This is a genomic window from Escherichia sp. GZ89, from assembly GCF_019366485.1.
Classification (GTDB): Bacteria; Pseudomonadota; Gammaproteobacteria; order Enterobacterales; family Enterobacteriaceae; genus Escherichia; species Escherichia fergusonii.
Window position 1 is genome coordinate 1 of sequence record NZ_JAEOHX010000010.1, and the last position, 25,910, is coordinate 25,910.

A 25,910-nucleotide genomic window follows, 5' to 3' on the forward strand; every position below is an offset into this window, starting at 1 on the left:
GCTGCAACCCTACTAGCTCAAAATTTATTCACACATGGTTACGCTTTGGGGAAATTATGAGGGGATCTCTCAGCGCTCTGCATGACGGAACAACACAACCACGGGATGTTGCAAAGACAACTTTGCCAGCGTTTTGTTATCTATACGGGGCAAACCATTGCTACTCCAGGCATGCTGGGTAACTAACCCGATAAGGCATAAAAAAGAGATGAGCAAAACCGCAACATGTTTTTTCAGTTTCATATAATTTCAGGTTAAGATTTTAACCTACCTCAGAAGTCAGATAATTCCATTGAGCGGAGAAAAAATCTATTCCAAATAGATAATTACAGGTTTTAGTTATAAATAGCTTAGAAAATTTTCCTCGCCAAAATGCCTTAAAAGAAAAATAAAATCAATTAGGCTACATAAGAAAAATGCAAAAAATAAATATAATGTCACAACACCAACTATCCTTAAGGTTATGTTAATCTTCCAGGCATATTCTGGTAATGCAAATAATATATCCCTGAAACATCCCTATGCTTATTTAAATAATAATAGGGTGTTAGTGTCATGGCTTAAGGACAATGAATGTCGAACTTTTTGCCTTTTTCACGCCCGGCCATGGGCGCGGAAGAACTTGCTGCAGTTAAAGAGGTTCTCGAATCCGGATGGATTACTACCGGGCCGAAAAATCTGGCACTGGAAGATGCCTTTATTCAGTTGACGGGTAATCAGTATGCAGTTGCCGTGAGTTCAGCAACTGCTGGCATGCATATCACATTGATGGCATTAGGAATTGGTCCTGGCGATGAAGTTATCACCCCGTCCATGACCTGGGTTTCGACCCTTAATATGATTTCTCTGTTGGGCGCAACACCCGTTATGGTGGATGTGGATCGCGACACTCTGATGGTTACTCCAGAAATTGTCGAGGCAGCCATAACTCCACGCACAAAAGCGATTATTCCTGTGCATTATGCCGGGGCCCCGGCAGATACCAACGCTCTCTATGCTATTGCCGAACGCCATGGTATTGCGGTTATTGAAGACGCCGCTCATGCCGTTGATACGTATTACAAAGGTCAGCACGTCGGGGCACGGGGCACCGCTATCTTCTCTTTTCACGCTATAAAAAATATTACCTGTGCAGAAGGCGGTTTGGTGGTCACCGATGACGAAAGCCTCGCTCGCCAATTGCGTACGCTTAAATTTCATGGACTGGGTGTCGATGCCTACGACCGACAGACCTGGGGGCGAGCGCCACAAGCTGAAGTTCTGACGCCGGGATACAAATACAATCTGACGGATATCAATGCCGCTATCGCCCTGACACAGCTGCATAAACTTGAGCAATTCAATGCTCGCCGTCACGATATCGCTACTCAGTACCAGCACGCTTTGGTGAATTTATCTTTCCAACCCCTGGCGCTTCCGGCGTGGCCACATATCCATTCCTGGCATCTTTTCATTGTTCGTGTCGATGAACAACGTTGCGGCATTAATCGCGATACTTTAATGGAAGCGCTAAAAGAAAAAGGTATTGGCACCGGACTTCATTTTCGCGCCGCTCACACGCAAAAGTATTATCGCCAACATTTTCCTGATCTGTCGCTACCCAATACGGAATGGAATAGCGAACGCATCTGCTCGTTGCCACTTTTCCCGGATATGACGAACGCAGATGCTGAACGCGTCATTACTGCCCTTCACCAACTCGCAGGACAATAAACGATGTTTGAAATCCACCCTATTAAGAAAGTCTCGGTGGTTATTCCTGTTTATAACGAGCAGGAAAGCTTACCGGAATTGATTAATCGCACCACAGCGGCCTGCGAATCCCTGGGCAAAGAATATGAAATTTTATTAATAGACGATGGAAGTAGCGACGCTTCTGCGCAAATGTTAGTAGAAGCATCACAAGCCCCGGACAGCCACATTGTGTCTATTTTGCTGAATCGTAATTACGGGCAACATTCAGCCATTATGGCGGGTTTTAGCTATGTGACCGGGGATTTGATCATTACTCTCGACGCCGATTTACAAAATCCTCCAGAAGAGATCCCACGCCTGGTAGCCAAAGCGGATGAAGGCTATGACGTGGTAGGTACAGTACGTCAGAATCGCCAGGACAGCTGGTTTCGCAAAACTGCCTCAAAGATGATCAATCGGCTCATCCAGCGCACCACCGGCAAAGCGATGGGCGACTACGGTTGTATGCTGCGTGCCTATCGCTGTCATATTGTCGATGCGATGCTGCACTGCCATGAACGCAGCACCTTTATTCCGATTCTGGCGAATATTTTTGCCCGCCAGGCAGTTGAGATCCCTGTGCATCACGCAGAGCGAGAGTTTGGTGAATCCAAATATAGCTTTATGCGTTTGATTAACCTGATGTACGACCTGGTGACCTGCCTTACGACCACACCACTACGCATGCTCAGTCTTCTCGGCAGCATTATAGCTACCTCAGGATTTAGCCTCGCAATACTGTTAGTTGTATTGCGTCTGGCGTTTGGCTCCCAGTGGTCCGGTGAAGGTGTCTTTATGTTGTTTGCCGTGCTCTTCACCTTTATTGGTGCCCAGTTTATTGGCATGGGATTACTTGGCGAGTATATCGGCAGGATCTACAACGATGTCCGTGCCCGTCCACGCTACTTCGTTCAAAAAGTAATCCGTCCGGCAAGTTCTATAGATATTGAGGAAAACCACTAATGAAAGCCGTTGTTTTTGCCTATCACGATATGGGCTGCCTTGGCGTACAAGCATTGCTGGACGCAGGTTATGAGATTAGCGCTATTTTTACTCATGCGGATAATCCCGCAGAGAAAGTGTTTTATGGTTCAGTTTCCCGTCTGGCTGCCCTGGCTGGTATTCCAGTATATGCGCCAGATGATATTAATCATCCATTATGGGTGGAACGTATCGCGCAACTCGCACCAGACGTTATTTTCTCATTCTATTACCGTAACTTGTTAAACAATGAGATTTTAAAACTGGCTCCGCACGGGGCTTTTAATTTGCACGGTTCTTTATTGCCGAAATACCGTGGTCGCGCACCACTGAACTGGGTACTGGAAAACGGCGAGAATGAAACTGGTGTGACACTACACAGAATGGTAGCAAAAGCCGATGCAGGCGCTATTATCGCGCAACAGCGAGTAGCAATTGATCCTGAAGATGCCGCTCTGACTCTGCATAAAAAGTTCTGCCAGACGGCAAGTCAGATGCTCGAATATGCATTACCGGCAATTAAACAGGGGCAAACTCAAGAAACTGCGCAAAACGAAAGTGAAGCCACCTACTTTGGCCGCAGAAAACCCGAAGACAGCTTCCTTGACTGGAACAAGCCGGCAACAGTACTGCATAACATGGTACGTGCCGTAGCTGATCCATGGCCCGGCGCGTTCAGTTACGTCGGCACTCAAAAATTTACCATCTGGTCATCACGGGTTCATCCTCGTGTTAATGCCGCACAACCTGGTAGCGTGATTTCTGTTGCTCCATTCCTTATTGCATGCGGTGACGGTGCACTGGAAGTTATTACGGGCCAGTCGGTCGATGGCATTACCATGCAAGGTTCACAATTAGCCCAGACTTTGGGACTGGTTGAAGGTTCACGGCTTAACAGTCAACCAGTTTGTACTGTTCAGCGCCGTACCCGAGTGCTAATCCTCGGTGTTAATGGTTTTATTGGTAACCATCTGACCGAACGTTTACTACGTGAAGACCATTACGAAGTGTACGGGCTGGATATTGGTAGCGATGCCATTAGCCGGTTCCTTACACATCCTAATTTTCATTTTGTCGAAGGTGATATCAGTATCCACTCTGAATGGATTGAGTATCACATTAAAAAATGTGACGTCGTCTTGCCACTCGTAGCAATCGCCACACCAATTGAATATACCCGTAATCCACTACGTGTATTTGAATTAGATTTTGAAGAAAATCTGCGGATTATTCGTTACTGCGTTCAATACCATAAACGCATTATTTTCCCGTCCACGTCGGAAGTTTATGGTATGTGCACTGATAAATTCTTCGACGAGGATCATTCAAATTTAATTGTTGGTCCGATTAACAAACCGCGTTGGATTTATTCTGTATCAAAACAGTTGCTTGATCGGGTTATTTGGGCGTATGGCGAAAAAGAAGGTTTGCAGTTCACCCTCTTCCGTCCATTTAACTGGATGGGGCCACGGCTGGATAACCTTAATGCGGCACGAATTGGTAGCTCGCGCGCCATTACCCAACTCATTCTCAACCTGGTGGAAGGATCGCCAATTAAACTGATTGATGGCGGAAAACAAAAACGTTGCTTTACTGATATTCGCGATGGTATTGAAGCGTTATACCGCATTATCGAAAACACAGGTAATTGCTGTGACGGAGAGATTATTAATATCGGCAACCCTGATAACGAAGCGAGTATTGAAGAACTGGGCAAGATGCTTCTGGCGAGCTTTGATAAACATCCGCTTCGCCAACATTTCCCACCATTTGCCGGTTTCCGCGTGGTAGAAAGCAGTAGCTATTACGGTAAAGGATATCAGGACGTGGAGCACCGAAAACCGAGTATCCGCAATGCCCGCCGCTGCCTTGACTGGGAGCCAACCATCGATATGCAGGAAACCATTGACGAAACGCTGGATTTCTTCCTGCGCACAGTAGATATCGTGGAAAAATCGTCATGACTAAAGTGGGCTTACGCATTGATGTCGACACCTTTCGCGGTACCCGCGAAGGCGTGCCACGTCTGCTGGAAACGTTGGATAAGCATAATATTCAGGCCAGTTTTTTCTTCAGCGTTGGTCCCGATAATATGGGCCGCCATCTATGGCGGCTGGTAAAACCGCAGTTCCTGTGGAAGATGCTGCGTTCAAACGCAGCTTCGCTTTACGGCTGGGATATTTTACTGGCTGGCACCGCATGGGCAGGCAAAGAGATCGGTAAAGCCAATGCTGCCATTATCCGCGAGGCAGCTAAACATCATGAAATTGGGCTACACGCCTGGGATCACCATGCCTGGCAGACCCATAGTGGTAATTGGGATCAGCAAACTCTGGTTAATGACATTGCACGTGGCCTTCGGGTACTGGAAGAAATTATTGGTCAACCCGTGTCCTGTTCCGCAGCTGCTGGCTGGCGTGCAGACCAACAGGTCGTGGAGGCAAAAGAGTTCTTTCATTTGCGCTATAACAGTGATTGCAGAGGAACAATGCCATTTCGTCCACAACTGGAATCCGGTAAATCAGGAACACCGCAAATCCCGGTTACCTTACCAACCTGGGATGAAGTGGTTGGTCGGGAAGTAAAAACAGCAGATTTCAATGGCTGGCTTCTTAATCGTATTCTGCGAGATAGAGGTACGCCTGTTTATACCATTCACGCTGAAGTCGAAGGCTGTGCTTACCATCTTGATTTTGTTGATCTCCTGAAACGCGCAGCCCGTGAAGGTATTACATTTTGCCCTTTAAGTGAGCTATTACCCGCAACGCAAGACGCTTTACCCTTGGGGGAAATTGTACGAGGACATATTGCCGGGCGTGAAGGCTGGCTTGGTTGCCAACAATGCGTGAGTTTAAGTCAATGAAATCGGCACGTTACATACTGGCCTTTATCGCGTTCATCGCACTCTATTATTTTTTACCCATGAACACCCGTCTGCTATGGCAACCTGATGAAACGCGTTATGCAGAAATTAGCCGGGAGATGCTGGCATCGGGTGATTGGATCGTACCTCATATGCTGGGGTTACGTTATTTCGAAAAACCGATAGCTGGATATTGGTTTAACAGTATCGGGCAATGGTTGTTTGGTAATAGTAATTTTGCAGTACGGGCTGGAGTAATTTTTGCCACGTTAATAACGGCTCTGCTGGTCGCCTGGTTTGCCATGCGTTTATGGCGTGATAAGCGTCTGGCTGTTCTTTCTGCAGTGATTTATCTCTCGCTGATCATTGTTTATGGCATTGGCACTTATGCGGTACTTGATCCATTCATTGCTTTTTGGTTAATGGCGGGAATGTGCAGCTTCTGGCTGGCAATGCAGGCGCAAACGTGGAAAGGGAAAAGTGCCGGTTTTTTATTGCTGGGGTTAACCTGCGGCATGGGAGTCATGACCAAAGGTTTTCAGGCTCTTGCTGTTCCCGTGCTGAGCGTGCTGCCATGGGTCGTCGCACAAAAACGCTGGAAAGATCTCTTCATGTACGGTGGGCTGGCAATTGTCAGTTGTGTACTCATTATTCTTCCCTGGGGCCTGGCAATTGCCGCGCGTGAACCTGACTTCTGGCACTACTTTTTCTGGGTGGAACATATTCAACGTTTTGCCCAGGATGACGCACAACATAAAGCACCATTCTGGTATTACATCCCCATTATTCTTCTTGGTAGCTTGCCATGGCTTGGATTATTGCCTGGAGCATTACGGTCAGGCTGGCAAAATCGCGGCCATCATGCCGCAGCATTCTATTTGTTATGTTGGATTGTAATGCCATTACTTTTTTTCAGCATGGCTAAAGGTAAATTGCTCACATATATTCTTTCATGCTTCGCCCCGCTGGCTATTTTAATGGCCGGATATGGAATACAGGCGGCCAAAAAGAATATTTTTGCACTGCGTTTCAATGGCTGGATAAATATAGCTTTTGGCATCACGGGCATTATTGCCACGTTTGTTGTCTCGCCATGGGGACCGATAAAACCACCTGTTTGGGCCCATTTCGAAAGTTATAAAGTTTTTTGCTCATGGGCTATTTTTTCACTGTGGGCATTTTTCGGCTGGTACACACTCACAGATAGTGAAAAAAGATGGCCTTATGCCGCGCTTTGTCCTTTGGGACTGGCATTGTTGGTCGGTTTTGCGATGCCAGACAGAGTAAGGGAGTCTAAGCAACCGCAATTCTTTGTCGGCATGACCAGTGAAATGCTTAAACCAAGCCGCTATATTCTGACCGATAGTGTGGGCGTTGCTGCGGGCCTGGCATGGAGCTTACAGCGAGATGATATTATGCTGTATCAGCAGCGTGGAGAGTTGAAATATGGCCTGGATTATCCTGATGTAAAAGACAAATTTATCCCGGCGGCAAGTTTCACCAGTTGGCTTAATCAACATCGTCAGGAAGGGGTTATTACACTCGTGCTTTCAGTTGACCGGGATGAAGATATCAATCGTCTTGCCATTCCACCTGCCGATGCCGTCGATCATCAAGGGCGTCTGGTATTGATTCAGTATTTACCAAAATGATTTGGCTGGTATTGATTCTCGCCAGTTTGCTTAGTGTGGCCGGGCAGCTCTGTCAGAAACAGGCGACCCGGCCAGTGGCGATAAGCAAACGCAGTCAACATATCACGCTGTGGCTGGGGCTGGGGCTGGTCTGCCTTGGTCTGGCGATGGTGCTCTGGCTACTGGTATTACAGACCGTACCCGTAGGAATCGCCTACCCTATGCTAAGCCTGAATTTTGTCTGGGTGACACTGGCGGCAACAAAACTCTGGCACGAACCGGTGTCTTTTCGGCACTGGTGTGGGGTGGCGTTCATTATTGGTGGCATTGTGATTCTCGGGAGTACGGTGTAATGGGTCTGATGTGGGGATTATTCAGCGTCATTATTGCCTCCGCTGCGCAATTAAGCCTGGGGTATGCGGCGAGTCATCTACCGCCGATGACGCAATTCTGGGATTTTATTGCGGCATTTTTTGCCTTTGGTCCCGGAGCCAGAATGCTGGTCGTCGGCCTGGTGGGTTATCTGCTCTCTGTTTTTTGCTGGTATAAAGCGTTACACCAGTTAGCACTCAGCAAAGCCTATGCCTTACTCAGTATGAGTTATGTGCTGGTATGGATTGCATCTATGGTACTTCCCGGCTGGGAAGGGACTTTTTCTCTGAAGGCACTACTGGGAGTAGCCTGTATTATGAGTGGGTTGATGCTGATTTTCCTGCCCACGACAAAACAACGTTACTGAGTTTTCCCAGCCGATTGACACTGCCGTTCCCACTCATCGGGGCTGTAGCTGCTTGCCGAGAGGACTTTCACCGTATGTAGCTTTTCACGATTAATACAGTACAGCGCATTCTGTAAAGGTGAGAGTAAATCCCCTACGTTCACGGCGAAGTCACTCTTCACTTCGGCGATCATTTTTATCGCGCCGCCAGCATCGCAGAGCATAAGTACATGTCTGTTAACTTGTTTATTGCAGCACGATTTTTTGACCAGCCATTCCATTGCATTATCCTGTTTGCTAAGAGTTTTCATATTAATTTACAGATTAACAGATAAACTCTTCATCAACGGCAATGGAATGGCAGAAATGAGAAGTGAAATGGAGAGTCAATAATTATTGCTGACGTTGCACCCATTCTTTTAGCGCCTGACGTGAAATTTTAATACCGCCGTTTTTCAGCTCCGGCGGCAAAGTCAGCCAGCGCACCGGTTGTTGAAAACGGGCCAGCTTATCTTTCACCCATTCGCTGAGATCAACGCTTTGATGGTCATACTCCACCACCGCTACCGGTCGATGACCAAACTCCTTGTCCGCGACGGGGACGATAAACACCTGCAAAACCGCAGGATGTGCAGCAATAACCCGCTCCACCTCTTCCGGCTGAATACCTTCGCCTCCACTGAAGAACAGATTATCTAAGCGCCCGACAATGGTCAGTTTACCGTTATCCATCTCGCCGCGATCGCGCGTAGCGTACCAGCCTTCGTCATTGAGCAGCGGCACCAGTTGTCCGTTACGCCAGTAACCTTCTGCCATGCTGGCAGCCCGCAGCCACACTTCATCGTTAACGATTTTCACTTCCCGACCGGGCAGCGGCGAACCGACGTCCGCCAGACCGTCGGCTTCTTTCGCACACACCGTGGAAGCAAACTCGGTCAGACCATAGCCACAAAAGCAACGAATACCCTGCTCGCGCGCCTGTTCCGTCAACTCGACCGGGATCGCCGCGCCGCCAAGCAACACTGCTTTCAGGGAAACGGAACTGCGGTTAACCAGCAAACGCCAGAGCTGCGTCGGCACCAGCGATGCGTGAGTACAGTCTGCCAGCATGTGATCCAGCGGCTGTTTATCACGTACCGTCATCCGCGCACCAGCGTATAACCAGCGCCACATAATTCCCTGACCGGAGACGTGAAACAGCGGCAAAGAGAGCAACCAGTCATCGTGCTCGCCAAATGGAATCAGCGATAACACCCCTTCGGCGCTGGCAAGATGGGCCTGATAAGTATGAACAGCGGCTTTCGGCAACCCGGTGGAGCCAGAAGTTAACGTCATTGAGCACAGACGCGTCGGCTGCCACGCAGCGGCATGTACGCCTTCAACCTGCTGAATATGCAGCGACGTTAACGCCGGAAACGTGTTTTCCCCTTCCGGCACCAGTGCAAATTGCAGCGTCAGATTGGGCAACAATTCCTCAAGCAACGGTTGCGGCAACTGTGGATTCACGGGCAGCACCCGCGCTCCGCATTGCAGTAGCGCCAGCCAGGTAAGCAGCGTTTGCGGCGTATTCCACGCCCGCAACATCACGCCGCTGCCCTCAACCACGCCCTGCGCCGCAAAGCCGGAGGCTAATTCATCGACGCGAGCACAAAGCTCGCGCCAGTTGAGTTGCTCATCATTGAGACGTAAGGCGATGGCTTCTCCCCGCACTTGCCGCCAGTGACGCCACGGCCAGTCAGAGAAGATCATAACAACCGCTCCAGTGCATCAACGTCGACAAAAGGCAGCGTGCTACCCGGCCAGCGACGAACCTGCTGCGCCTGCATCAGATCCAGCGTGTCCAGCCCCGGAATGGTGTCTGGTGTTAACCAGGCAGTAATCCGCGCCAGTTGCGTTAAGCCTAAGCTCGACTCAATAGATGAACTGATCACCGCCGTCAACCCCAGCGCGTGCGCCGCCTGCACCTGCTCGCGCACTTTCTCCAGGCTGCCCGTGAGCGTGGGTTTGATCACCACCGCTCGCACGCCTTCTTCCGCCACAAAGGCAAAATCCGGCTCGCGCAGGCTTTCATCCCAGGCAATGGCAATACCCGTTTCACGGGCAAAGGCGCGGGAATCCTCGCGGGTTTTGCACGGTTCTTCGAGAAACGCGATGCGGCCGCGATAATCCGGGTTAACGTATTTGGCAAACTGCTGGCCTTTCAACGGCGTCCAGGCGCGATTCGCATCAAGACGCAAATGCAGATCCGGAATGGCCTCCAGCAACAGATTAACCACCATGCCGTCGCGCACGGCTTCGTACAATCCCACTTTGATCTTCGCCACTTTCTCGCCCGGCATATCGGCAAGTTTGAGGATCAGATCGTCAGGATCACCATTACACAACGGTGCAGCACGGAAATTTGCCGCCTGTGGTAACGTGTCTGCCAGCTCAGCCAATGCACAGCTTACGCCAAAGGCGACGGAAGGCATTTGCGGTAATTCGCAATCGCCAGCCAGCCAGTTATTTACCCAGGTAAGCAGCACACTTTGCGCCTCTTCCCAGGTTTCCTGACTGAAGCCAGGCAGTGGGGAGATCTCCCCCCACCCTTCGCACTCGCCCTCACGCAGGCAAACATATAGCCCGTCGCGGGTTTTTAACCGCCTGTCGCGCAGAACCACCCCCGCGTCCATGGGGATCTGCCAGCGGTATACCTGCGCACTACGCATTACGGATTCCGTTTAAATTTGCTGAAGTCAGGCTGACGTTTCTGGTTGAAGGCGTTGCGACCTTCCTGACCTTCTTCTGTCATGTAGAACAGCATGGTGGCATTGCCCGCCAGCTCCTGCAGACCCGCCTGACCGTCACAGTCAGCGTTCAGCGCAGCTTTCAGGCAACGCAGCGCCATCGGGCTGTTTTGCAGCATTTCACGGCACCAACGCACGGTTTCTTTTTCCAGATCGGCCAGCGGCACCACGGTATTCACGAGGCCCATATCCAGCGCCTGTTTTGCGTCGTACTGACGGCACAGGAACCAGATTTCACGCGCTTTTTTCTGCCCGACAATGCGCGCCATATAGGAAGCGCCCCAGCCGCCATCGAAGGAACCGACTTTCGGGCCAGTCTGACCGAAGATGGCGTTATCTGCCGCGATAGTCAGGTCGCACATCATGTGCAGAACGTGACCGCCGCCGATGGAGTAACCCGCTACCATCGCGACAACCGGTTTCGGACAGGTACGGATCTGACGCTGGAAGTCCAGCACATTCAGGTGATGTACGCCGGAATCATCTTTATAGCCGCCGTAATCGCCACGCACTTTCTGGTCGCCACCAGAGCAGAACGCTTTATCACCTGCACCAGTCAGAATGATCACGCCGATGTTGTCGTCATAACGCGCATCTGCCAGTGCCTGGATCATCTCTTTTACCGTCAGAGGACGGAAGGCATTGCGCACCTGCGGACGATTAATGGTGATTTTTGCGATACCGTCGGTGGATTTTTCATAACGAATGTCCTCGAAACCTTCGGAGCAGTCGTGCCATTCAACCGGTGCGTAAAGCATTGCTTCATCAGGATAAATCATATTGTGTCCTTTAGTCAGAAACGCAAGATCTGCGCCAGACTTGCGATTACGCCAGCGGGATTTTCCCGGTGCGCGTTATGTCCGGCGCGAGGAATGACATGGCAGTCGGCAGCCAGTTCCGCCGCCAGAGCGCGGAATTTGCTGTCACGTTCACCACATAAATAATAAAACGCAAATGTGCGGGCGCTAAGGTTAGCACGTAAATCAGGCTGGACGGCGAGAGAAGTAGCCTCCAGCATCGCGGCAAGGGTTGCGCCGTTATTGTTGCTGCGCAGCGCCACCAGCTCCCGGCGTTGATCGTCATTGAGCGAGGCAAAGACAGGCTGTTGATACCAGTCGGCAAATACCGCCGTTAATGGTTCTGTGCGAAAACGCTGCGCCCATTGGCGATCGGAAAGCAGACGTTCCGTGCGTTGTTCAGCACTTTGCAATCCCGGATGCCCGCCTTCGACCACAACCCCACTCAGCCCCGTCATCCCCTGACAAGCCGCCATCATCGCCCCCCGTCCGCCGAGCGAGTATCCCACCAGCCAGAAATTAAGGATGTTGTAACTAACTAGCGTTTTACGCAGTAAGTCGGTGACATCATCAAACCCATCGACGCTAATTGCCGCCGAACCACCGTGACCTGGGAGATCAACATACAACCGCGAGTAGTCGGCAAACGCCTCGCCCACTTCTTGCCATTCCTGGCAATCGCCGGAAAAACCGTGCAAAAACACCAGCCAGGGTAAACCTGGTTTGCCGTGTTTTGCCTGCGCGTGCAGGATCATAAATGGCTTACCTGCGCCAGCAGTTGCTGGAGGGTTTGCGCACCATCGGTGTCGTTAACCACCATTTCAATTACCGTAGTGGTCGGCGTGCGCCAGGCGTCGGCAAGTGCCGTTTCAAGTTCCTGCCAGTTTTGCGGACGATGATATTTCAGCTCGAACATCGCGGCGGCGTGCTCAAAATGGACGTTTTGCGGCATCAGATAGAAACGCTCGCGCTCGTTTTTCGGCGTTGGCAACAGCGAGAAAATTTGCCCGCCGTTGTTGTTCACCACAATTAATACCAGCGGCGCGGAAACCTGACGTAATAACGCCAGCGCGTTGAGATCGTAAAGTGCTGAGAGATCGCCCACAATCGCCAGCGTCGGTTTGCCACTGGCCCGCTGAACGCCTGCGGCAGTAGAAAGCAGCCCGTCAATACCGCTGGCCCCACGATTGCTGTACACCGGGTAACCTGCCGGAAGTTGCGAAAGCGCATCAATCAGACGTACCACCAGGCTGTTACCGACAAACAATTGCCCCTGTTCAGGCAGATAGTCGCTGATGCGATGCGCCAGTTGTGCTTCGCCAAACGCATCGCTACGGGCAACAACCGCCTGCATTGCCTGTTCCGCCAGGCGCGGGATTTCAATGCACCAGGGCTGGCGTTTTTCTGCCGGATGTTGCTCCAGCCAGTCGGCAATATTGGCAATTAAGCGGCGTCCGCGATGGTGTGCCGGATCAAGTCGCCCTTCAATGTCATCAACAATCCAGTACTCTTCGGGTTCACAGCTTGCCTGCCATTGCAGGAGCCGTTTGCCCGTCAGGCTGCTGCCCAGTTGCACCACAATCTGCGCCTGTTGCAGTTCGCTGGTCGCTTTGGCATTGCCTAACCAGAGATCGGCACACGGCAGCGGCTGTCCGGTTTGCGACAGGACGTCGCCAATCAGCGGCCAGCCAAGAGTTTGCGCCCACAGAGCAACTTTTTTGCCCTCTTCCGCACTCATGCGACCAGCAACTACCACGCCGCGCTTTTGTCGCCAGAAGAACCAGTCACGCTGTTTTTCACTTTCCAGACGAGACGCTTCACGCAGCCACGGTTTATCGTCCTGCCACCAGTCGCCAAGACGCTGTTGCCAACTAAGCCCGGTGTCGTCCATCTCGCCATATAGCGGTTCAGCAAACGGGCAGTTGATATGGACTCCTCCAGCATGAAGCGTACCAAGGGCGTGGTCGATAGTAGAAACCAGCCAACGGGCAGAAATATCCTGCGTCGGGCGCGGCAGTGAAATGCTATGCGTAGGATGAGAGGCGAACATTCCCGGCTGACGAATCGCCTGATTCGCGCCGCAGTCAATGAGCTCCGGCGGGCGATCGGCGGTTAACAGGATCAGTTTTTCTCCGGTTAACCCAGCTTCTATTAGTGCCGGATAGAGATTTGCTACCGCCGTGCCGGAGGTCACAATCACTGCCACCGGCTGCTTGCTGACTTTCGCCAGCCCCAGCGCCAGATGCCCCAGTCCACGCTCATCAAAATGGGTGTGGTGAATAAAGGCGGAATTCTCCGCCGCTGCTAACGTTAACGGTGTAGAACGCGAGCCAGGGGCGATACAAATGTGTCTGACGCCGTGACGCGTTAATGCTTCCAGAATGACCGCCGCCCAGCGTCGGTTAAATGCGCTTACTGACATGAGTTTGTCCGGTATCAATATTGCGGCTAAGTATAAGGAGCTACAAAAATAGATTATTGATATGAATCGGTAATGATGCGACTCATTACTATTCCATTTGTAATAAAGTACGCAGCCCTGCCGCTTTGTTGTCGATTTCCTGCCACTCTTGCTCGGGGTCGGAGCCACGGACAATGCCCGCGCCAGCATATAATCGCACGACATTGCCGCTAATTTTTGCTGAGCGCAGGGAAACGCAGAATTCGCTTTGTTGTAACGAAAGATAGCCCGCGGAACCGGCATACCATTCACGGGTGAACGGTTCGTGACGGGCGATAAACTGCCGCGCCAGGTCACGCGGTAAGCCCGCAACCGCAGCCGTTGGCTGCAACTGATGTAAACAGATCACATCATCCGCTTTGTTGAGTGAAGTCCAGATACAGCGGCGCAGATGCTGCACTTTACGCAGACGCAGTACCTGCGGTGGTAAAACATCCAGCGTCTGGGTATCGGCCTGCAATCGTTGGCAGATATCTTCCACCACCAGCATGTTCTCGCGCTGGTTTTTATCATCCGCCATCAGCCACTCACCTAACTGCTGCGCCTGCTTATCATCAGGATGATTTGCTACCGTTCCCGCCAGCGCTTCAGTACGCAGCGCTTTGTCACGCCGCCGCCATAACCGTTCCGGTGAAGAACCAAGAAAAGCATTTTCGCTATCAAAGGCCATGTAAAAATGGTAGCAGTTCAGATTGAGCCGACGACTGGCAGCCATCATCGCCGCCGCATTAACCGGACTTGCGAAATGCAGGTCAGTAGCCCGTGCAAGAACCACTTTGTCGAGTTCACCTTCGGCGATAGTTTGCGTTGCCAGTTCGATTAATCGCGTCCAGCCCGTTTTGTCCGGCCAATGTTGTTCTCGCGTGGTGGTTAAATGTAACCCTGGCAGGGGCTTGATACTCACCAGTGTAGCGATAAATTCTTTTGCCTTTATCGCATCGTGCTGAAGGGAGCTTTCGCTGAATAGCGTCAGCCGCAGCGTGGCTTTACCGCCACAGCGTTGCCATTCCAGGCGTGGTAAAAGTAAATTGCCCTGCGACGGGTCAAATGCATTCAGCCCCCAGATGCGTAAGTCGGCATGTTCCGGGTGCTGGTGAAGAAAACGTTGCGCCTGGTCCAATGATGTAAAATGGGTAATCGCGCCCAGGACGGCAGCTTCTTCATCACCATTACGTTGTTGCCAGTAGAATTGCGGGTACGTTTGCTGACTGGCCAGCCAGCTCAAGGCATCAAAAGCGTCTTTGAGAGGGAAAGGAATATCGAAAATCCGGATGCCTGGTGCTACCGGAAAAGATTGCGATAACTGGCGCAACAGACTTTCCAGCGCCGTGGTGAGTGATTGCACGCGGACCTCTCCCTGTTAAAAGCCTCACATTATACGGGGTACTAACACAAAAAAGCAGTACCCCAGTTTAGGGAAGAAGGCAACCAGGTGAAATTATCGACGCGCGAGCAGTAATCCCATTACAAGGCCAACAGCAGCACCTACACCAATTCCCTGCCAGGGTTTTTCATGGACATAATCATCCGCACGATAAACCGCTTGCTTCGCCCGATAATAGTAATTATCGGAAGCATGGCTGACGCGTTTTTTAACATCCTCCAGCGCTTTTTCAGCCCGTACTTTTAACTCGATATATTTTTGGTCGGCGGGGTCGCCAGAGGAGCGAAGCACCTCTTCCAGTGTTTCGCTCAGCAACGTCAGGTCATCATCGATACGTGTTTCACCAAATTGATTAGACATTCGCGTTCTCCATTTATGTAAAACCTGTCACTAACTATAGACAACACTTATCGATTACGCCTGAATGACCTCGCGCGCCATCCCGATGTGGGGAATACCATCTTCCTCGTAAATTTCGGTCACCGGGGTAAAACCAAAACTATGGTAAAAGTTTTGCAGATGTGCCTGAGCACCAAGATAGATGGGCTTCCCAGGCCAGTAACGGGCACATGACTCAAGTGTTTTGTTCATCAGCTGCTGGCCCACTTTTTCACCGCGCCAGGCTTTGCTGACGATCACCCGACCAATCACTACCGGTTCGAGATCATCATCGCTTTTCAGAATCCTCGCATATGCCACCAGTTCCCCGTTTTGCCAGCCAAGAATATGGCGGTTTTCTCCCACCAGGTCGTCGCCATCAATATCCTGATAAGGACAGTTTTGTTCAACGATAAATACTGCACAACGCAGTTGTAATAAAGCATAAAGCTGAGAGACGTTGAGTTCGGAATTATGCAGATCTTGCCAGTCAATCATCGGGCGCTCCTTTGTGATGTTTGTTTTATACTAGCCGCAATACTTTTGAAAAATGTGATGGTCTCATGGAATTAATTTTTTTAGGTACGTCTGCGGGTGTACCGACCCGGACTCGAAATGTCACAGCGATATTACTCAACCTGCAACATCCAACCCAGGCCGGCCTGTGGTTATTTGACTGTGGTGAAGGTACGCAACATCAATTGCTAAGCACAAGTTATAATCCCGGCAAACTGGATCGGATTTTTATCAGCCACTTACATGGCGATCATCTTTTTGGCTTGCCGGGTTTGCTTTGCAGCCGCTCTATGGCAGGGAGTATGCAACCGCTCACTATTTACGGACCAAAAGGTATTCAGGAATTTGTAGAAACCGCCCTACGGTTGAGCAGTTCCTGGACGGATTATCCGCTGGACGTCATTGAAATCAGTGCAGGAGAGATCCTGGATGATGGCCTGCGCAAGGTGACCGCGTACCCGATGGAACACCCGCTGGAGTGTTATGGTTTTCGCATTGAAGAGCATGAAAAACCTGGCGCATTGGATGCTAAAGGGTTAAAAGCGGCAGGCGTGCAGCCCGGTCCCCTGTTTCAGGATTTAAAAGCGGGCAAAACAGTAACCCTGGAAGACGGCAGGCAAATTAACGGTGCTGATTATTTAGCGCCAGCAACGCCAGGAAAAGTGCTCGCTATTTTTGGTGACACAGCACCCTGTGATAACGCGCTTGAACTTGCCCGACACGCAGACGTGATGATCCATGAAGCAACCCTGGATATGTCGATGGAAGCTAAAGCTAACAGCCGGGGGCACAGTTCGACGTGTCAGGCAGCAACATTGGCGCGAGAAGCTGGTGTAAGTAAATTGATTATTACCCATATCAGCTCACGTTATGACGATAAAGGCTGTCAGCGTATGTTACAGGAGTGCCGCGATATTTTCCCGGCAACCGATCTGGCTCACGATTACGCAGTTTTTAGCGTTTAACGCTGTATTTTTTGTCCTCACTGCCGATAACTGTTTTGTTACAGGCTTTCGCTGAGGACAGGATGGACAATTTCCAGAAAGATATTGATGACAGAGCCAATCTGACTCTGTCTAACCGCTTTGAATTATTACTGTTTCGGCTTGGCACATCGCCGCAGGCAGAGAAATCAGAGCTGTTCGGAATAAATGTTTTTAAGCTGCGCGAAATCATGCCGATGCCACAATTTATCCGCCCGGCAGGTATGAAATCACCGCTTCTCGGCATGGTTAATATTCGCGATCAAGTCATTCCAGTACTGGATCTTCCTGCCATCGCTGGTTGTCAGCCGCAAAGTGGGCTGAATATTTTACTTATCACCGAATACGCCCGCAGTGTGCAGGCATTTGCAGTGGAATCTGTAGAGAATATTGTTCGTCTCGACTGGCAACACGTCCATACCGCAGAAAAATCTATCAATGGTCGATACATCACCAGCGTCGCCAGTGTTGATGACACCAGCCTGGCGATGGTTCTTGATGTTGAGCAAATTCTTTACGATATCGTGCCTTCAAGCCACGGCTTACGCGTCTCGCAGCTTGCTGCTCCTGCTATTCCGCTTGCTTCTGGCGCGGTAGCTCTTGTGGCCGAAGATTCAAAAGTCGCCAGGGCACTGCTGGAGAAAGTCCTTAATACCATGCAGATCCCACATGTGATGCATATCACTGGAAAAAGTGCCTGGGAGAATATTCAGCAACTCGCCAGGCAAGCGAAAGAGGAAGGTGTTCCTGTCAGTGAAAAAATAGCGCTGGTACTTACCGACCTTGAAATGCCAGAAATGGATGGATTCACCCTTACCCGGTTGATTAAAACAGATGAACAGTTGAAGAAAATCCCGGTGATCATCCACTCATCGCTTTCAGGCAATGCGAATGAAGATCATGTACGCAAAGTTAAAGCAGATGGTTACGTGGCAAAATTTGAAATGAATGAGTTATCTGCCGTTATTGAAGAAGTATTAAAACGTGCCGCACAAAATACTGCGGGGCTGTTGGTCAGCCACCAGTAAGCCCACTAAAAAATATCGCCGTCGATAAACATATCGACGGCGAATAATCATAAATATTAACGTGACAAGCTTTCAGCTAATCCTACCAGTTGTATAAATTCAGCACGGTAACCGTATTGATCTGCACCTTTACCTTCCTGCGCCCAGCTTTGAATCTGCTGCCACGAGGTTTTGTTCAGGTATTCCGAGCCGCGCAGTTTTTGCCCATAGGCCGCTACTGCCGATAAGAAATGCATATCTGGCGAAGCCCTGGAAAAGTCGCGAGTCACTGCACTGGATATAATTGGCATCTCAACCAGACGACTGCTTTCACCTTGTGGTGCTTTATACCGCAATTTCACCCACATTAATTCATTACTGTTACTGGTCTGTGTTGATGCAGGAGATTTGCCATAACGTAATTTATCAACTGAAGCTTGTTGCCCGGCAAGGGTTAACTCAAATAAGACAGTAACATGTTTGCCCGCACCTATATCGCCAGCATCTACGGCATCGTTATTAAATTCATCCGCCCGTAGCTGTCGTTTCTCATAGCCAATCTGGCGATATTCAATAACTTGTTGTGGGTTAAATTCGATCTGTGCTTTAACGTCCTTTGCCACAGTGACCAGGGTCTGATTCATCTCATTGCTGAGTACTTTTTGTGCTTCCGATAATGAATCAAGGTAGCTGTAGTTACCGTTTCCGGTATCGGCTATTTTCACCATCATCGCTTCGTTGTAATTATTATCTCCTACACCAAGGGTGGATAGTGTAATACCACTTTCACGTTGTTTTTTTACTAAATCCTCAACTGACGAGGGATCATCTCCAATATTAAAGTCGCCATCTGTTGCCAGTAAAATGCGATTGACGCCCCCTTTTATATACCCCGCCTGTGCCTGCTCATAAGCCATCGCCACTCCGGCGCCCCCATTAGTACCACCACCTGCCTGAAGGTTTGCGATGGCATTGAGAATGGTGTTTTTTTCCGCTCCTGATGTTGAGGACAACAATAACCTGGCAGAACCTGCATAAGTAACAATTGAGATACGATCCTGGTCGCGTAATTCGTTAACTAACAATTTAAGTAAGGATTTAATTAATGGCAGACGCTCATCTGAGTTCATGGAACCGGATGTATCAATAAGAAAAACTAAATTCGCAGGCGGTAATTTGCTACGCGCAATATCGTTGGCGGCAATATCCAGCCGCAGCAAGGTGTGTTTCTCATTCCACGGTGCGGGAGTAAGTTCATAGTTGATGCTAAAAGGAGAATTTTCTTCACAACCTTTGCATCCAGGAATATTTTTCTTTGTTGCTTCGGTTAAAGGAAAGTAGTTAACCAACTCTTCAACACGCACGACATCTGCACCAGGTAATGAACCCGTTTTCAGAAAGCGCCGGACATTGGCATAACTTCCTGTATCAACATCAAGGCTAAAGGTCGCCAGCGGTTCTTGTGCGGTTTGTTTTATCGGGTTAGCTTCATGATGTGTGTAACGGGCGGTATTTTGTTGCAATTGACCTTGTTGCACTGGTGAAGGTGCGTATGCACTCATGGTCACATAATGCCATCTTTCCTCTGCTTGTGGAGAGCTGACTGAGGAACTGCATCCACTAAGTAGCACTCCACATATAGATATTATGTATATTTTATTGACACGCATATAAATTCCTTTTATTTGACAAAACCGGAGAGGCAGCAAACATAGCCTCTTAAGAAAAATTAGCCAATCAAAATATATTCATAAAAATAATTAGCGGATTATTCCTGGAAAGCGATAAATCATGAAAATAACCACCAATATATCATATCGCTTTTTGTATACGTCATAACATTACGATAACTTATTTAAATACCCTCCAGATATCATTAATAAAAATTTATGATATTACAAACAAAATAATTCACTGCAAATATAACTCACTACAAAGAAGTCATTTTTTACTCAGAAGTAAGATATTTCTCGAGCTGGCTCCAGAAAAATAACCTCCTCAGTTTTATTCTGCGGTAAGTGTTTTAAGATATGCAAAATAAAATCTAACGGAGGGAAAATAAATGGGAATGATTGGCTATTTTGCGGAAATCGACTCAGAAAAGATTAACCAACTGCTTGAGTCAGCTGAAAAACCTTTAATGGACAATATTCATGACACGCTTTCAGGATTACGCCGACTGGATATTGATAAACGCTGGGATTTTTTACATTTTGGCCTGACAGGCACCTCTGCATTTGATCCAGCAAAGAATGATCCGTTGAGTCGTGCTGTGCTTGGTGAACACAGCCTCGAAGATGGCATAGATGGTTTCCTGGGGTTGACCTGGAATCAGGAGTTAGCTGCGACAATCGACCGACTGGAAGCTCTTGACCGAAATGTGCTGCGTAAACAGTTTTCCATTCAGCGACTCAATGAAATGGAGATTTATCCGGGAGTGACCTTTTCAGAAGAGTTAGAGGGGCAACTCTTTGCTTCGATCATGCTCGATATGGAAAAATTAATTAGCGCTTATCGGCGTATACTGCGACAGGGGAATCATGCGCTGACGGTTATTGTTGGGTGATAATTACTGGCGATAGATTGTTTAGAGAAACAAGGAAAAGGTCATGGTAGAATCTTATTTATTTACCGATATGTATTTCGAGGCCAAAAACACGCCTGGTGAACATATCTATGTATATGATAAAGAACTAAAACTCTATCAAGTCACACCAACTATGGAATTAATTAAGGTGGGCTCAATTTCTGAAAATATTCTAAAATCTGAACAGTCTATTACTTTTCATCCTACTGATAATAAATATTCAATCGTCTCAAAATCTAAGTCATTGGTAGTGTACAATTTTAACGGTGAGAAATTGTGGGAACATTCTGGCAACTTTCAGGTAATTTCTTTTGTAAATAAAGGGAACATCATTTGGGCCGTAGAGAGAATTAATAAAGAGAGATTATTGATTAGTGTATACGCCACTGCTAATGGTCAGAAATTAGCTTATCTGGTAGTACATGATGAACTATCTGAAAGCTATATTAGCATTAGGGATATACCATATGCAGACGCTGTTTTAATCGAGTTAGCAGCGGGTCAGGATGGTATTGTTGTTATCAAATTCACTTACAAAAATAACGTTATCTTTTCGCGGGAACTGTTCCCTGGTTGCTCATATATATTACCGGCCTTTATCCCGGATATGACCAAAATCATTACATTAGAAAATGACTACCAGTTATACGCCTCATTTACCTGGCCAAACATGGTCCCAATAACCAGGCAAAAACTTGTAGACCTGGAAGATGAATCACTCATTCCGGGATACGACTTAATCTACATAAAAAATAATTTAGCTATCACACAAAATGGTTATGGTGAACATTTTTTATTCAACACTATTAAGATGATGCGATTAAGAAAGATTAATTTTTATATTAAGGAAATATCGTCCCACCAGAAGAGTTATATCTTCACATCGCAAATAAAATCACTTTCACGCCTGGGACACTTATTGGCAGCATATTCTACTGATGCATTGGGCAAACATGTCATGTTACTGATAGATGAAAGTAGTATAACAGTTACATCAAAAAAATAATTTAAAACATTGTATATAACAGCGGTATAACTGCAATAACAAACGCAATAAAAATGATTGCATACCAGCGTCGAACCGGCAATTCTTCGCCAATCAGTATAACAAGAAATATAACTAACGATGTAAGCAAGATTGATAAACCTATAGCAAAAGCTGAATCCATTGCGAGTCCATTATATTCGGGTCATATTACAGGAATAAGTAAATATACGTCTAATTCAATTACGATTGCCATTACACAGCCAAGTAAACTTAAGCCGAGATAATGATACCAACGAAGAGATTTGTTTGAATCACGACCCGGCCTGACTGAATATCTCACCTTTTCCTGCTTAACATCCATGTTATGATACTTCTGAAACTAATAAGACGAATGGCGTTGTTTCTATTTATGCGCTAATGAATTCAAACAATGCCATTCACTTGATGAATGTATTATTTCAAAGAATGATTATGACACCTTTAGAACGCATTACCCAACTTGTTAATATCAACGGTGATGTTAATGATCCTGTTACCCTTCGTCCGTTGTTATCTCTTGAGGATTTTTTTATCGGCAATAATATCCTCGGTTCAATATGTTGCAATGTGACTCCAGAACAATCTCCGCAAACTATCTATCACCATTTGCAGAAAATTCGTGAGCGTAACGATGTCAGTGATGTTTTGGTAGAGATCACGATGTTCGATGACCCAGACTGGCCCTTTAGTGAAAGTATTTTAGTTATCACTTCTGCTTCACCAGAAGAAGTTCAGAGCTGGTTTGTAGAAGAAATTGCCCCTGATGAGTGCTGGGAAGGTTGGTCAGAAGATACAGATCATGAATGGGTTGAAGTCCCTGCGGGTATGCATCCGGTTATTTGTTGGTGGGATTAACTCTTCTCATTTCTTTATAAATACCATAAACAAACCGCCGAACTTGTCGGCGGCTTTCTGACTTACGAACTGACAGCTTACATCAGCGGCATTGCTAACCGAACAATGCTAATCAGCGGTTGCGGCCATACACCCAGCACCAGTACCAACAGTGCAGAGATCAGCACCACGATACCACCTGCGCTGTACTGCCAGTTTGACGGTGCATCGCGACCCGGTTGCTCCGGGGCGTGCAGGTATAAGCTCACCGCTACGCGCAGGTAGTAGTAGAGGCCAATTGCCGAACCGACAACCACGGCACCCACCAGCCACCACAGGTGTGCCTGGACACCGACCGCCAGCACGTAGAACTTACCGATAAAGCCCAGCGTCATCGGAATACCGGCCAGTGACAGCATCATCACCGTCATCACTGCCGCGAGGATCGGACGATGCCAGAACAGACCACGGTAAGAGAACAGGGAATCAGCATCCGGACCACGGTACGGGCTGGACATCAGGCTGACTACGCCAAATGCGCCGAGGCTGCTGAACAGATAACCCGCCAGGTAAACCCCTACCGCTTCCATCGACATCTCGCCGGTTTGCAGCGCAATCAGCGCCACCAGCAGATAGCCAAGGTGAGAGATAGACGAGTAGCCGAGCAGACGTTTAATGTTGGTCTGGCTCAGTGCCATCAGGTTACCGAAGATGATAGAGGCAAAGGCGATAATCGCCAGCACCACGCGAATCGCTTCGCTATCACCCACTGGTGCGTAGAGGAACAGACGCATCACCACGCCGAAGATAGCGATTTTGCTCGCCGTCGCCAGGAAGGTAGAAACCGGCGCAGGCGCGCCCTGGTATACGTCTGGCGTCCACAGGTGGAACGGCACCAGAGAGAGCTTGAAGCCGAGGCCGACAATCATCAGGCCAAAACCTGCCAGCAACAGCGGCTCGTGGAGCATGCCGTCGCCAAGGTTTTTACCCAGTGCAACGAACGACAGGTCGCCAGACTGCGCGTACACCAGTGCCATACCAAACAGCAGGAAAGAAGACGCTGCAGCAGAAAGGATGGTGTATTTGATACTGGCTTCCAGCGAACGTTTCTGGCGGAAAGCGTAACCGACCAGGCCAAACAGTGGCAGAGAGATCAGTTCAATACCGAGGAACAGAGACGCCAGGTGATTGGCATTCGCCAGCAGGATCCCGCCCAGAGCGGCAATTAACACCAACAGGTAGAACTCGTCCTTGTTGTCGTTATAGCCTTCAAGCCACGGGTAGGCGAAAGTACAGGTGGCGAGGCTCGCCAGCAGGACCAGCCCGGTGTAAAGCATGGCGAAACCATCAACGCGCATCAGTGGCGTAACGTCCATAGCGCCCGCCTGGCCGACAAACCAGAGCGAAACCAGCGCCGCGTTAAGCCCAATAACCGAGAGCGTAGCGTTGAGGAAATGATTGCGTCGCCACGCAATGGAGAGCATCACAACCACCACCGTCAAGCCGACGATCAGCAACGGTAGCAGTGCGATCAGGTTTTGTGGAGTTATTGTCATGGCGATTTACGGCCTTGTAGTAGTAACGGAATTAACAAACCACTGCTGGATATTGCCAATCGCGGAATGCGAGGTATCCAGAATCGGCTGCGGATAGAAGCCCAGCAGTACCAGCAGCACCACCAGCAACAGGATCATAAACAGCTCACGCAGCGACATCCCTGGTAGTTCTTTGCTGGCAATCTCGCTTTTCGCTTTACCGAAGTAAGCGCGATGAAGCATCGCCAGCGAATAAACAGAAGCAAAGACCAGCCCGAAGGTAGAGATAACGGTAATCATCGGGACAACCTGGAAGCTGCCGAACAGGATCATAAATTCGCCGACGAAGTTACCGGTGCCTGGCATCCCAAGCGTTGCCACTGCAAAGAACAGTGACAGTGCTGGCAGCCATTTCATTTTGCTCCACAGACCGCCCATCATGCGCATATCACGGGTATGGATACGCTCATAAAGCTGACCGCAGAGAATAAACAGACCCGCCGCCGACAAGCCGTGAGCAATCATCTGAATGACCGCGCCCTGGTAGGCCAACTGGCTGCCGGTGTAGATAGCAATCAGCACGAAGCCCATGTGGGAAACCGAGGTGTAGGCGATCAGACGTTTGATATCGGTCTGGGCGAAGGCCATCCACGCACCGTAGAAAATGCCGATAACACCCAACCACATGGCGATTGGCGCGAACTCTGCCGACGCGTTCGGAAACAGTGGCAGAGAGAAACGCAGCAAACCGTAAGCGGCGGTTTTCAGCAAGATCCCCGCGAGGTCAACGGAACCGGCGGTCGGAGCCTGAGAGTGCGCATCTGGCAGCCAGCCATGCAGCGGAACCACCGGCATTTTCACTGCGAAGGCGATGAAGAAGCCCAGCATTAGCAGGTATTCCACGCCGTTAGACATCGGCGTATTCAGCAGCTCTTCATAATTGAAGGTCCAGACACCGGTCGCATTGTAGTGAACAAAAACCAGCGCCAGGATAGCAATCAACATCACCAGACCACTCGCCTGGGTGTAAATGAAGAACTTGGTTGCCGCCGTGATACGCGTTTTACCGTCAGAAGCTTTATGCCCCCAAAGTGCGATCAGGAAGTACATCGGCACCAGCATCATTTCCCAGAAAAAGAAGAACAGGAACATGTCGATGGCAAGGAACACGCCGATAACGCCGCCCAGGATCCACATCAGGTTGAGGTGGAAGAAGCCCTGATATTTTTCGATCTCTTTCCACGAACAAAGTACCGCCAGCACGCCGAGCAGACCGGTCAGCACGACCATCAGCAGCGACAGACCATCAATGGCGAGATGAATAGAGATACCAAAACGCGGGATCCACGGCATGTCGAATTCAGACTGCCACTGCGGAATTCCGGCGGATTGCGTCAGTGAATAACCGCCCTGCAACCACAGTTGCAGCGACAGCGCCAGCGTCAATCCCATGGTGATCAGCGCGATCCAGCGTGGCACCTTGACGCCAAAGCGTTCGGTCTGCCAGCACAGGAAGCCGCCAATAAAGGGAATTAATATTAGCCAGGGTAGTAACATGGCGATCTTTATTCCTTGTAAAAGTCCCGTCAGGACCGGATTTTCAACGAATTCTCACGACAGAAAATTCTCTTCGGACCGGGGGTAGTGTCGGATACACCGCCAAGACGGCTTATCCGACCTACGTTCTT

General features: G+C 49.2%; 24 protein-coding genes and 1 pseudogene. 12 read left to right on the plus strand and 13 right to left on the minus strand.

The annotated features are described in order from the left end of the window. Window positions 1–72 precede the first annotated feature (72 nt). Window positions 73–243, minus strand: a pseudogene (locus K0335_RS22510) (histidine phosphatase family protein); the annotation flags it as partial. A gap of 330 nt (window positions 244–573) precedes the next feature. Between K0335_RS22510 and arnB the strand changes: the two are divergent. The 7 genes from arnB to arnF are packed head-to-tail and all read left to right on the plus strand — an operon-like array spanning window position 574 to window position 7,948. Further along, the gene (gene arnB / locus K0335_RS15880) at window positions 574–1,713 is read left to right on the plus strand and encodes a UDP-4-amino-4-deoxy-L-arabinose aminotransferase (RefSeq protein ID WP_219393921.1); all 1,140 of its coding nucleotides are present in this window, start codon (window positions 574–576) and stop codon (window positions 1,711–1,713) included. A 3-nt stretch (window positions 1,714–1,716) separates the two neighbouring features. Beyond that, on the plus strand, window positions 1,717–2,697 hold the full coding sequence (arnC, locus tag K0335_RS15885; RefSeq protein ID WP_104919514.1) for an undecaprenyl-phosphate 4-deoxy-4-formamido-L-arabinose transferase: 981 nt from the start codon (window positions 1,717–1,719) through the stop codon (window positions 2,695–2,697). Then, window positions 2,697–4,679, plus strand: a complete 1,983-nt coding sequence (gene arnA / locus K0335_RS15890) for a bifunctional UDP-4-amino-4-deoxy-L-arabinose formyltransferase/UDP-glucuronic acid oxidase ArnA (protein WP_104919515.1) — start codon at window positions 2,697–2,699, stop codon at window positions 4,677–4,679. The genes arnC and arnA overlap by 1 nt, the downstream gene beginning before the upstream one ends. Beyond that, a complete protein-coding gene (gene arnD / locus K0335_RS15895) occupies window positions 4,676–5,578 on the plus strand; it encodes a 4-deoxy-4-formamido-L-arabinose-phosphoundecaprenol deformylase (RefSeq protein WP_000169754.1) in 903 nt (300 codons plus the stop codon). Before arnA ends, arnD begins: the two co-directional genes overlap by 4 nt. Next, window positions 5,575–7,230, plus strand: coding sequence for a lipid IV(A) 4-amino-4-deoxy-L-arabinosyltransferase (arnT, locus tag K0335_RS15900; RefSeq protein ID WP_219393922.1), 1,656 nt, complete (start codon window positions 5,575–5,577; stop codon window positions 7,228–7,230). Before arnD ends, arnT begins: the two co-directional genes overlap by 4 nt. Beyond that, window positions 7,227–7,562 carry a 4-amino-4-deoxy-L-arabinose-phosphoundecaprenol flippase subunit ArnE gene (gene arnE, locus K0335_RS15905; RefSeq protein WP_104918002.1) on the plus strand — a complete coding sequence of 112 codons (336 nt, stop codon included), beginning with the start codon at window positions 7,227–7,229 and terminating at the stop codon, window positions 7,560–7,562. Before arnT ends, arnE begins: the two co-directional genes overlap by 4 nt. Next, window positions 7,562–7,948 carry a 4-amino-4-deoxy-L-arabinose-phosphoundecaprenol flippase subunit ArnF gene (gene arnF, locus K0335_RS15910; RefSeq protein WP_000523871.1) on the plus strand — a complete coding sequence of 129 codons (387 nt, stop codon included), beginning with the start codon at window positions 7,562–7,564 and terminating at the stop codon, window positions 7,946–7,948. The genes arnE and arnF overlap by 1 nt, the downstream gene beginning before the upstream one ends. On the opposite strand, the gene pmrD is transcribed toward arnF, so the two are convergent. The 9 genes from pmrD to K0335_RS15955 form a co-directional block, all read right to left on the minus strand. After that, window positions 7,942–8,208 (minus strand): signal transduction protein PmrD, encoded by a 267-nt coding sequence (gene pmrD, locus K0335_RS15915; protein ID WP_104919517.1) that lies wholly within the window; start codon window positions 8,206–8,208, stop codon window positions 7,942–7,944. The two genes, arnF and pmrD, sit on opposite strands and share 7 nt — an antisense overlap. Window positions 8,209–8,320: 112 nt before the next feature. Continuing rightward, window positions 8,321–9,676 carry an o-succinylbenzoate--CoA ligase gene (gene menE / locus K0335_RS15920; RefSeq protein ID WP_104919518.1) on the minus strand — a complete coding sequence of 452 codons (1,356 nt, stop codon included), beginning with the start codon at window positions 9,674–9,676 and terminating at the stop codon, window positions 8,321–8,323. Continuing rightward, on the minus strand, window positions 9,673–10,635 hold the full coding sequence (gene menC, locus K0335_RS15925) for an o-succinylbenzoate synthase (protein WP_104919519.1): 963 nt from the start codon (window positions 10,633–10,635) through the stop codon (window positions 9,673–9,675). Before menC ends, menE begins: the two co-directional genes overlap by 4 nt. Further along, window positions 10,635–11,492, minus strand: coding sequence for a 1,4-dihydroxy-2-naphthoyl-CoA synthase (gene menB / locus K0335_RS15930; protein ID WP_000639996.1), 858 nt, complete (start codon window positions 11,490–11,492; stop codon window positions 10,635–10,637). Before menB ends, menC begins: the two co-directional genes overlap by 1 nt. A 14-nt stretch (window positions 11,493–11,506) precedes the next feature. Next, on the minus strand, window positions 11,507–12,265 hold the full coding sequence (gene menH, locus K0335_RS15935; RefSeq protein ID WP_104919520.1) for a 2-succinyl-6-hydroxy-2,4-cyclohexadiene-1-carboxylate synthase: 759 nt from the start codon (window positions 12,263–12,265) through the stop codon (window positions 11,507–11,509). After that, window positions 12,262–13,932 carry a 2-succinyl-5-enolpyruvyl-6-hydroxy-3-cyclohexene-1-carboxylic-acid synthase gene (menD, locus tag K0335_RS15940; RefSeq protein WP_104919521.1) on the minus strand — a complete coding sequence of 557 codons (1,671 nt, stop codon included), beginning with the start codon at window positions 13,930–13,932 and terminating at the stop codon, window positions 12,262–12,264. Before menD ends, menH begins: the two co-directional genes overlap by 4 nt. Window positions 13,933–14,020: 88 nt before the next feature. Then, entirely contained in the window at window positions 14,021–15,316 is a 1,296-nt protein-coding gene (menF, locus tag K0335_RS15945) for an isochorismate synthase MenF (protein WP_001191448.1), read from the minus strand. Between the two features lie 93 nt (window positions 15,317–15,409). Next, window positions 15,410–15,715 carry a stress response protein ElaB gene (gene elaB / locus K0335_RS15950; RefSeq protein ID WP_219393923.1) on the minus strand — a complete coding sequence of 102 codons (306 nt, stop codon included), beginning with the start codon at window positions 15,713–15,715 and terminating at the stop codon, window positions 15,410–15,412. A 54-nt stretch (window positions 15,716–15,769) separates the two neighbouring features. Continuing rightward, window positions 15,770–16,231: a GNAT family N-acetyltransferase gene (locus K0335_RS15955; protein WP_104918007.1), complete on the minus strand. Its 462-nt coding sequence runs from the start codon at window positions 16,229–16,231 to the stop codon at window positions 15,770–15,772. Window positions 16,232–16,296: 65 nt separating this feature from the next. On the opposite strand from K0335_RS15955, the gene rbn reads away from it, so the two are divergent. Beyond that, window positions 16,297–17,214 (plus strand): ribonuclease BN, encoded by a 918-nt coding sequence (gene rbn / locus K0335_RS15960; RefSeq protein WP_046081613.1) that lies wholly within the window; start codon window positions 16,297–16,299, stop codon window positions 17,212–17,214. A 62-nt stretch (window positions 17,215–17,276) separates the two neighbouring features. After that, on the plus strand, window positions 17,277–18,260 hold the full coding sequence (locus tag K0335_RS15965; protein ID WP_000368567.1) for a chemotaxis protein: 984 nt from the start codon (window positions 17,277–17,279) through the stop codon (window positions 18,258–18,260). A gap of 56 nt (window positions 18,261–18,316) precedes the next feature. Here the strand turns inward: K0335_RS15965 and K0335_RS15970 are convergent, their stop codons facing one another. Then, entirely contained in the window at window positions 18,317–19,909 is a 1,593-nt protein-coding gene (locus tag K0335_RS15970; protein WP_104919522.1) for a VWA domain-containing protein, read from the minus strand. Between the two features lie 392 nt (window positions 19,910–20,301). Between K0335_RS15970 and K0335_RS15975 the strand changes: the two genes are divergently transcribed. The 3 genes from K0335_RS15975 to K0335_RS15985 all read left to right on the plus strand — a co-directional run bounded on the left by K0335_RS15975 (window position 20,302) and on the right by K0335_RS15985 (window position 22,708). Further along, entirely contained in the window at window positions 20,302–20,805 is a 504-nt protein-coding gene (locus K0335_RS15975; protein ID WP_000525343.1) for a YfbM family protein, read from the plus strand. Window positions 20,806–20,848: 43 nt separating this feature from the next. Further along, window positions 20,849–21,832: a hypothetical protein gene (locus tag K0335_RS15980; protein ID WP_104919523.1), complete on the plus strand. Its 984-nt coding sequence runs from the start codon at window positions 20,849–20,851 to the stop codon at window positions 21,830–21,832. Between the two features lie 453 nt (window positions 21,833–22,285). Further along, window positions 22,286–22,708, plus strand: a complete 423-nt coding sequence (locus K0335_RS15985) for a hypothetical protein (RefSeq protein ID WP_104918010.1) — start codon at window positions 22,286–22,288, stop codon at window positions 22,706–22,708. Window positions 22,709–22,785: 77 nt separating this feature from the next. Here the strand turns inward: K0335_RS15985 and nuoN are convergent, their stop codons facing one another. Together nuoN and nuoM are read right to left on the minus strand one after the other, a co-directional pair. Next, complete coding sequence (gene nuoN, locus K0335_RS15990; RefSeq protein ID WP_104919524.1) at window positions 22,786–24,243, minus strand: NADH-quinone oxidoreductase subunit NuoN; 1,458 nt, start codon at window positions 24,241–24,243, stop codon at window positions 22,786–22,788. Window positions 24,244–24,249: 6 nt separating this feature from the next. Further along, entirely contained in the window at window positions 24,250–25,779 is a 1,530-nt protein-coding gene (nuoM, locus tag K0335_RS15995) for an NADH-quinone oxidoreductase subunit M (RefSeq protein WP_000926436.1), read from the minus strand. Between the last annotated feature and the right edge of the window lie 131 nt (window positions 25,780–25,910).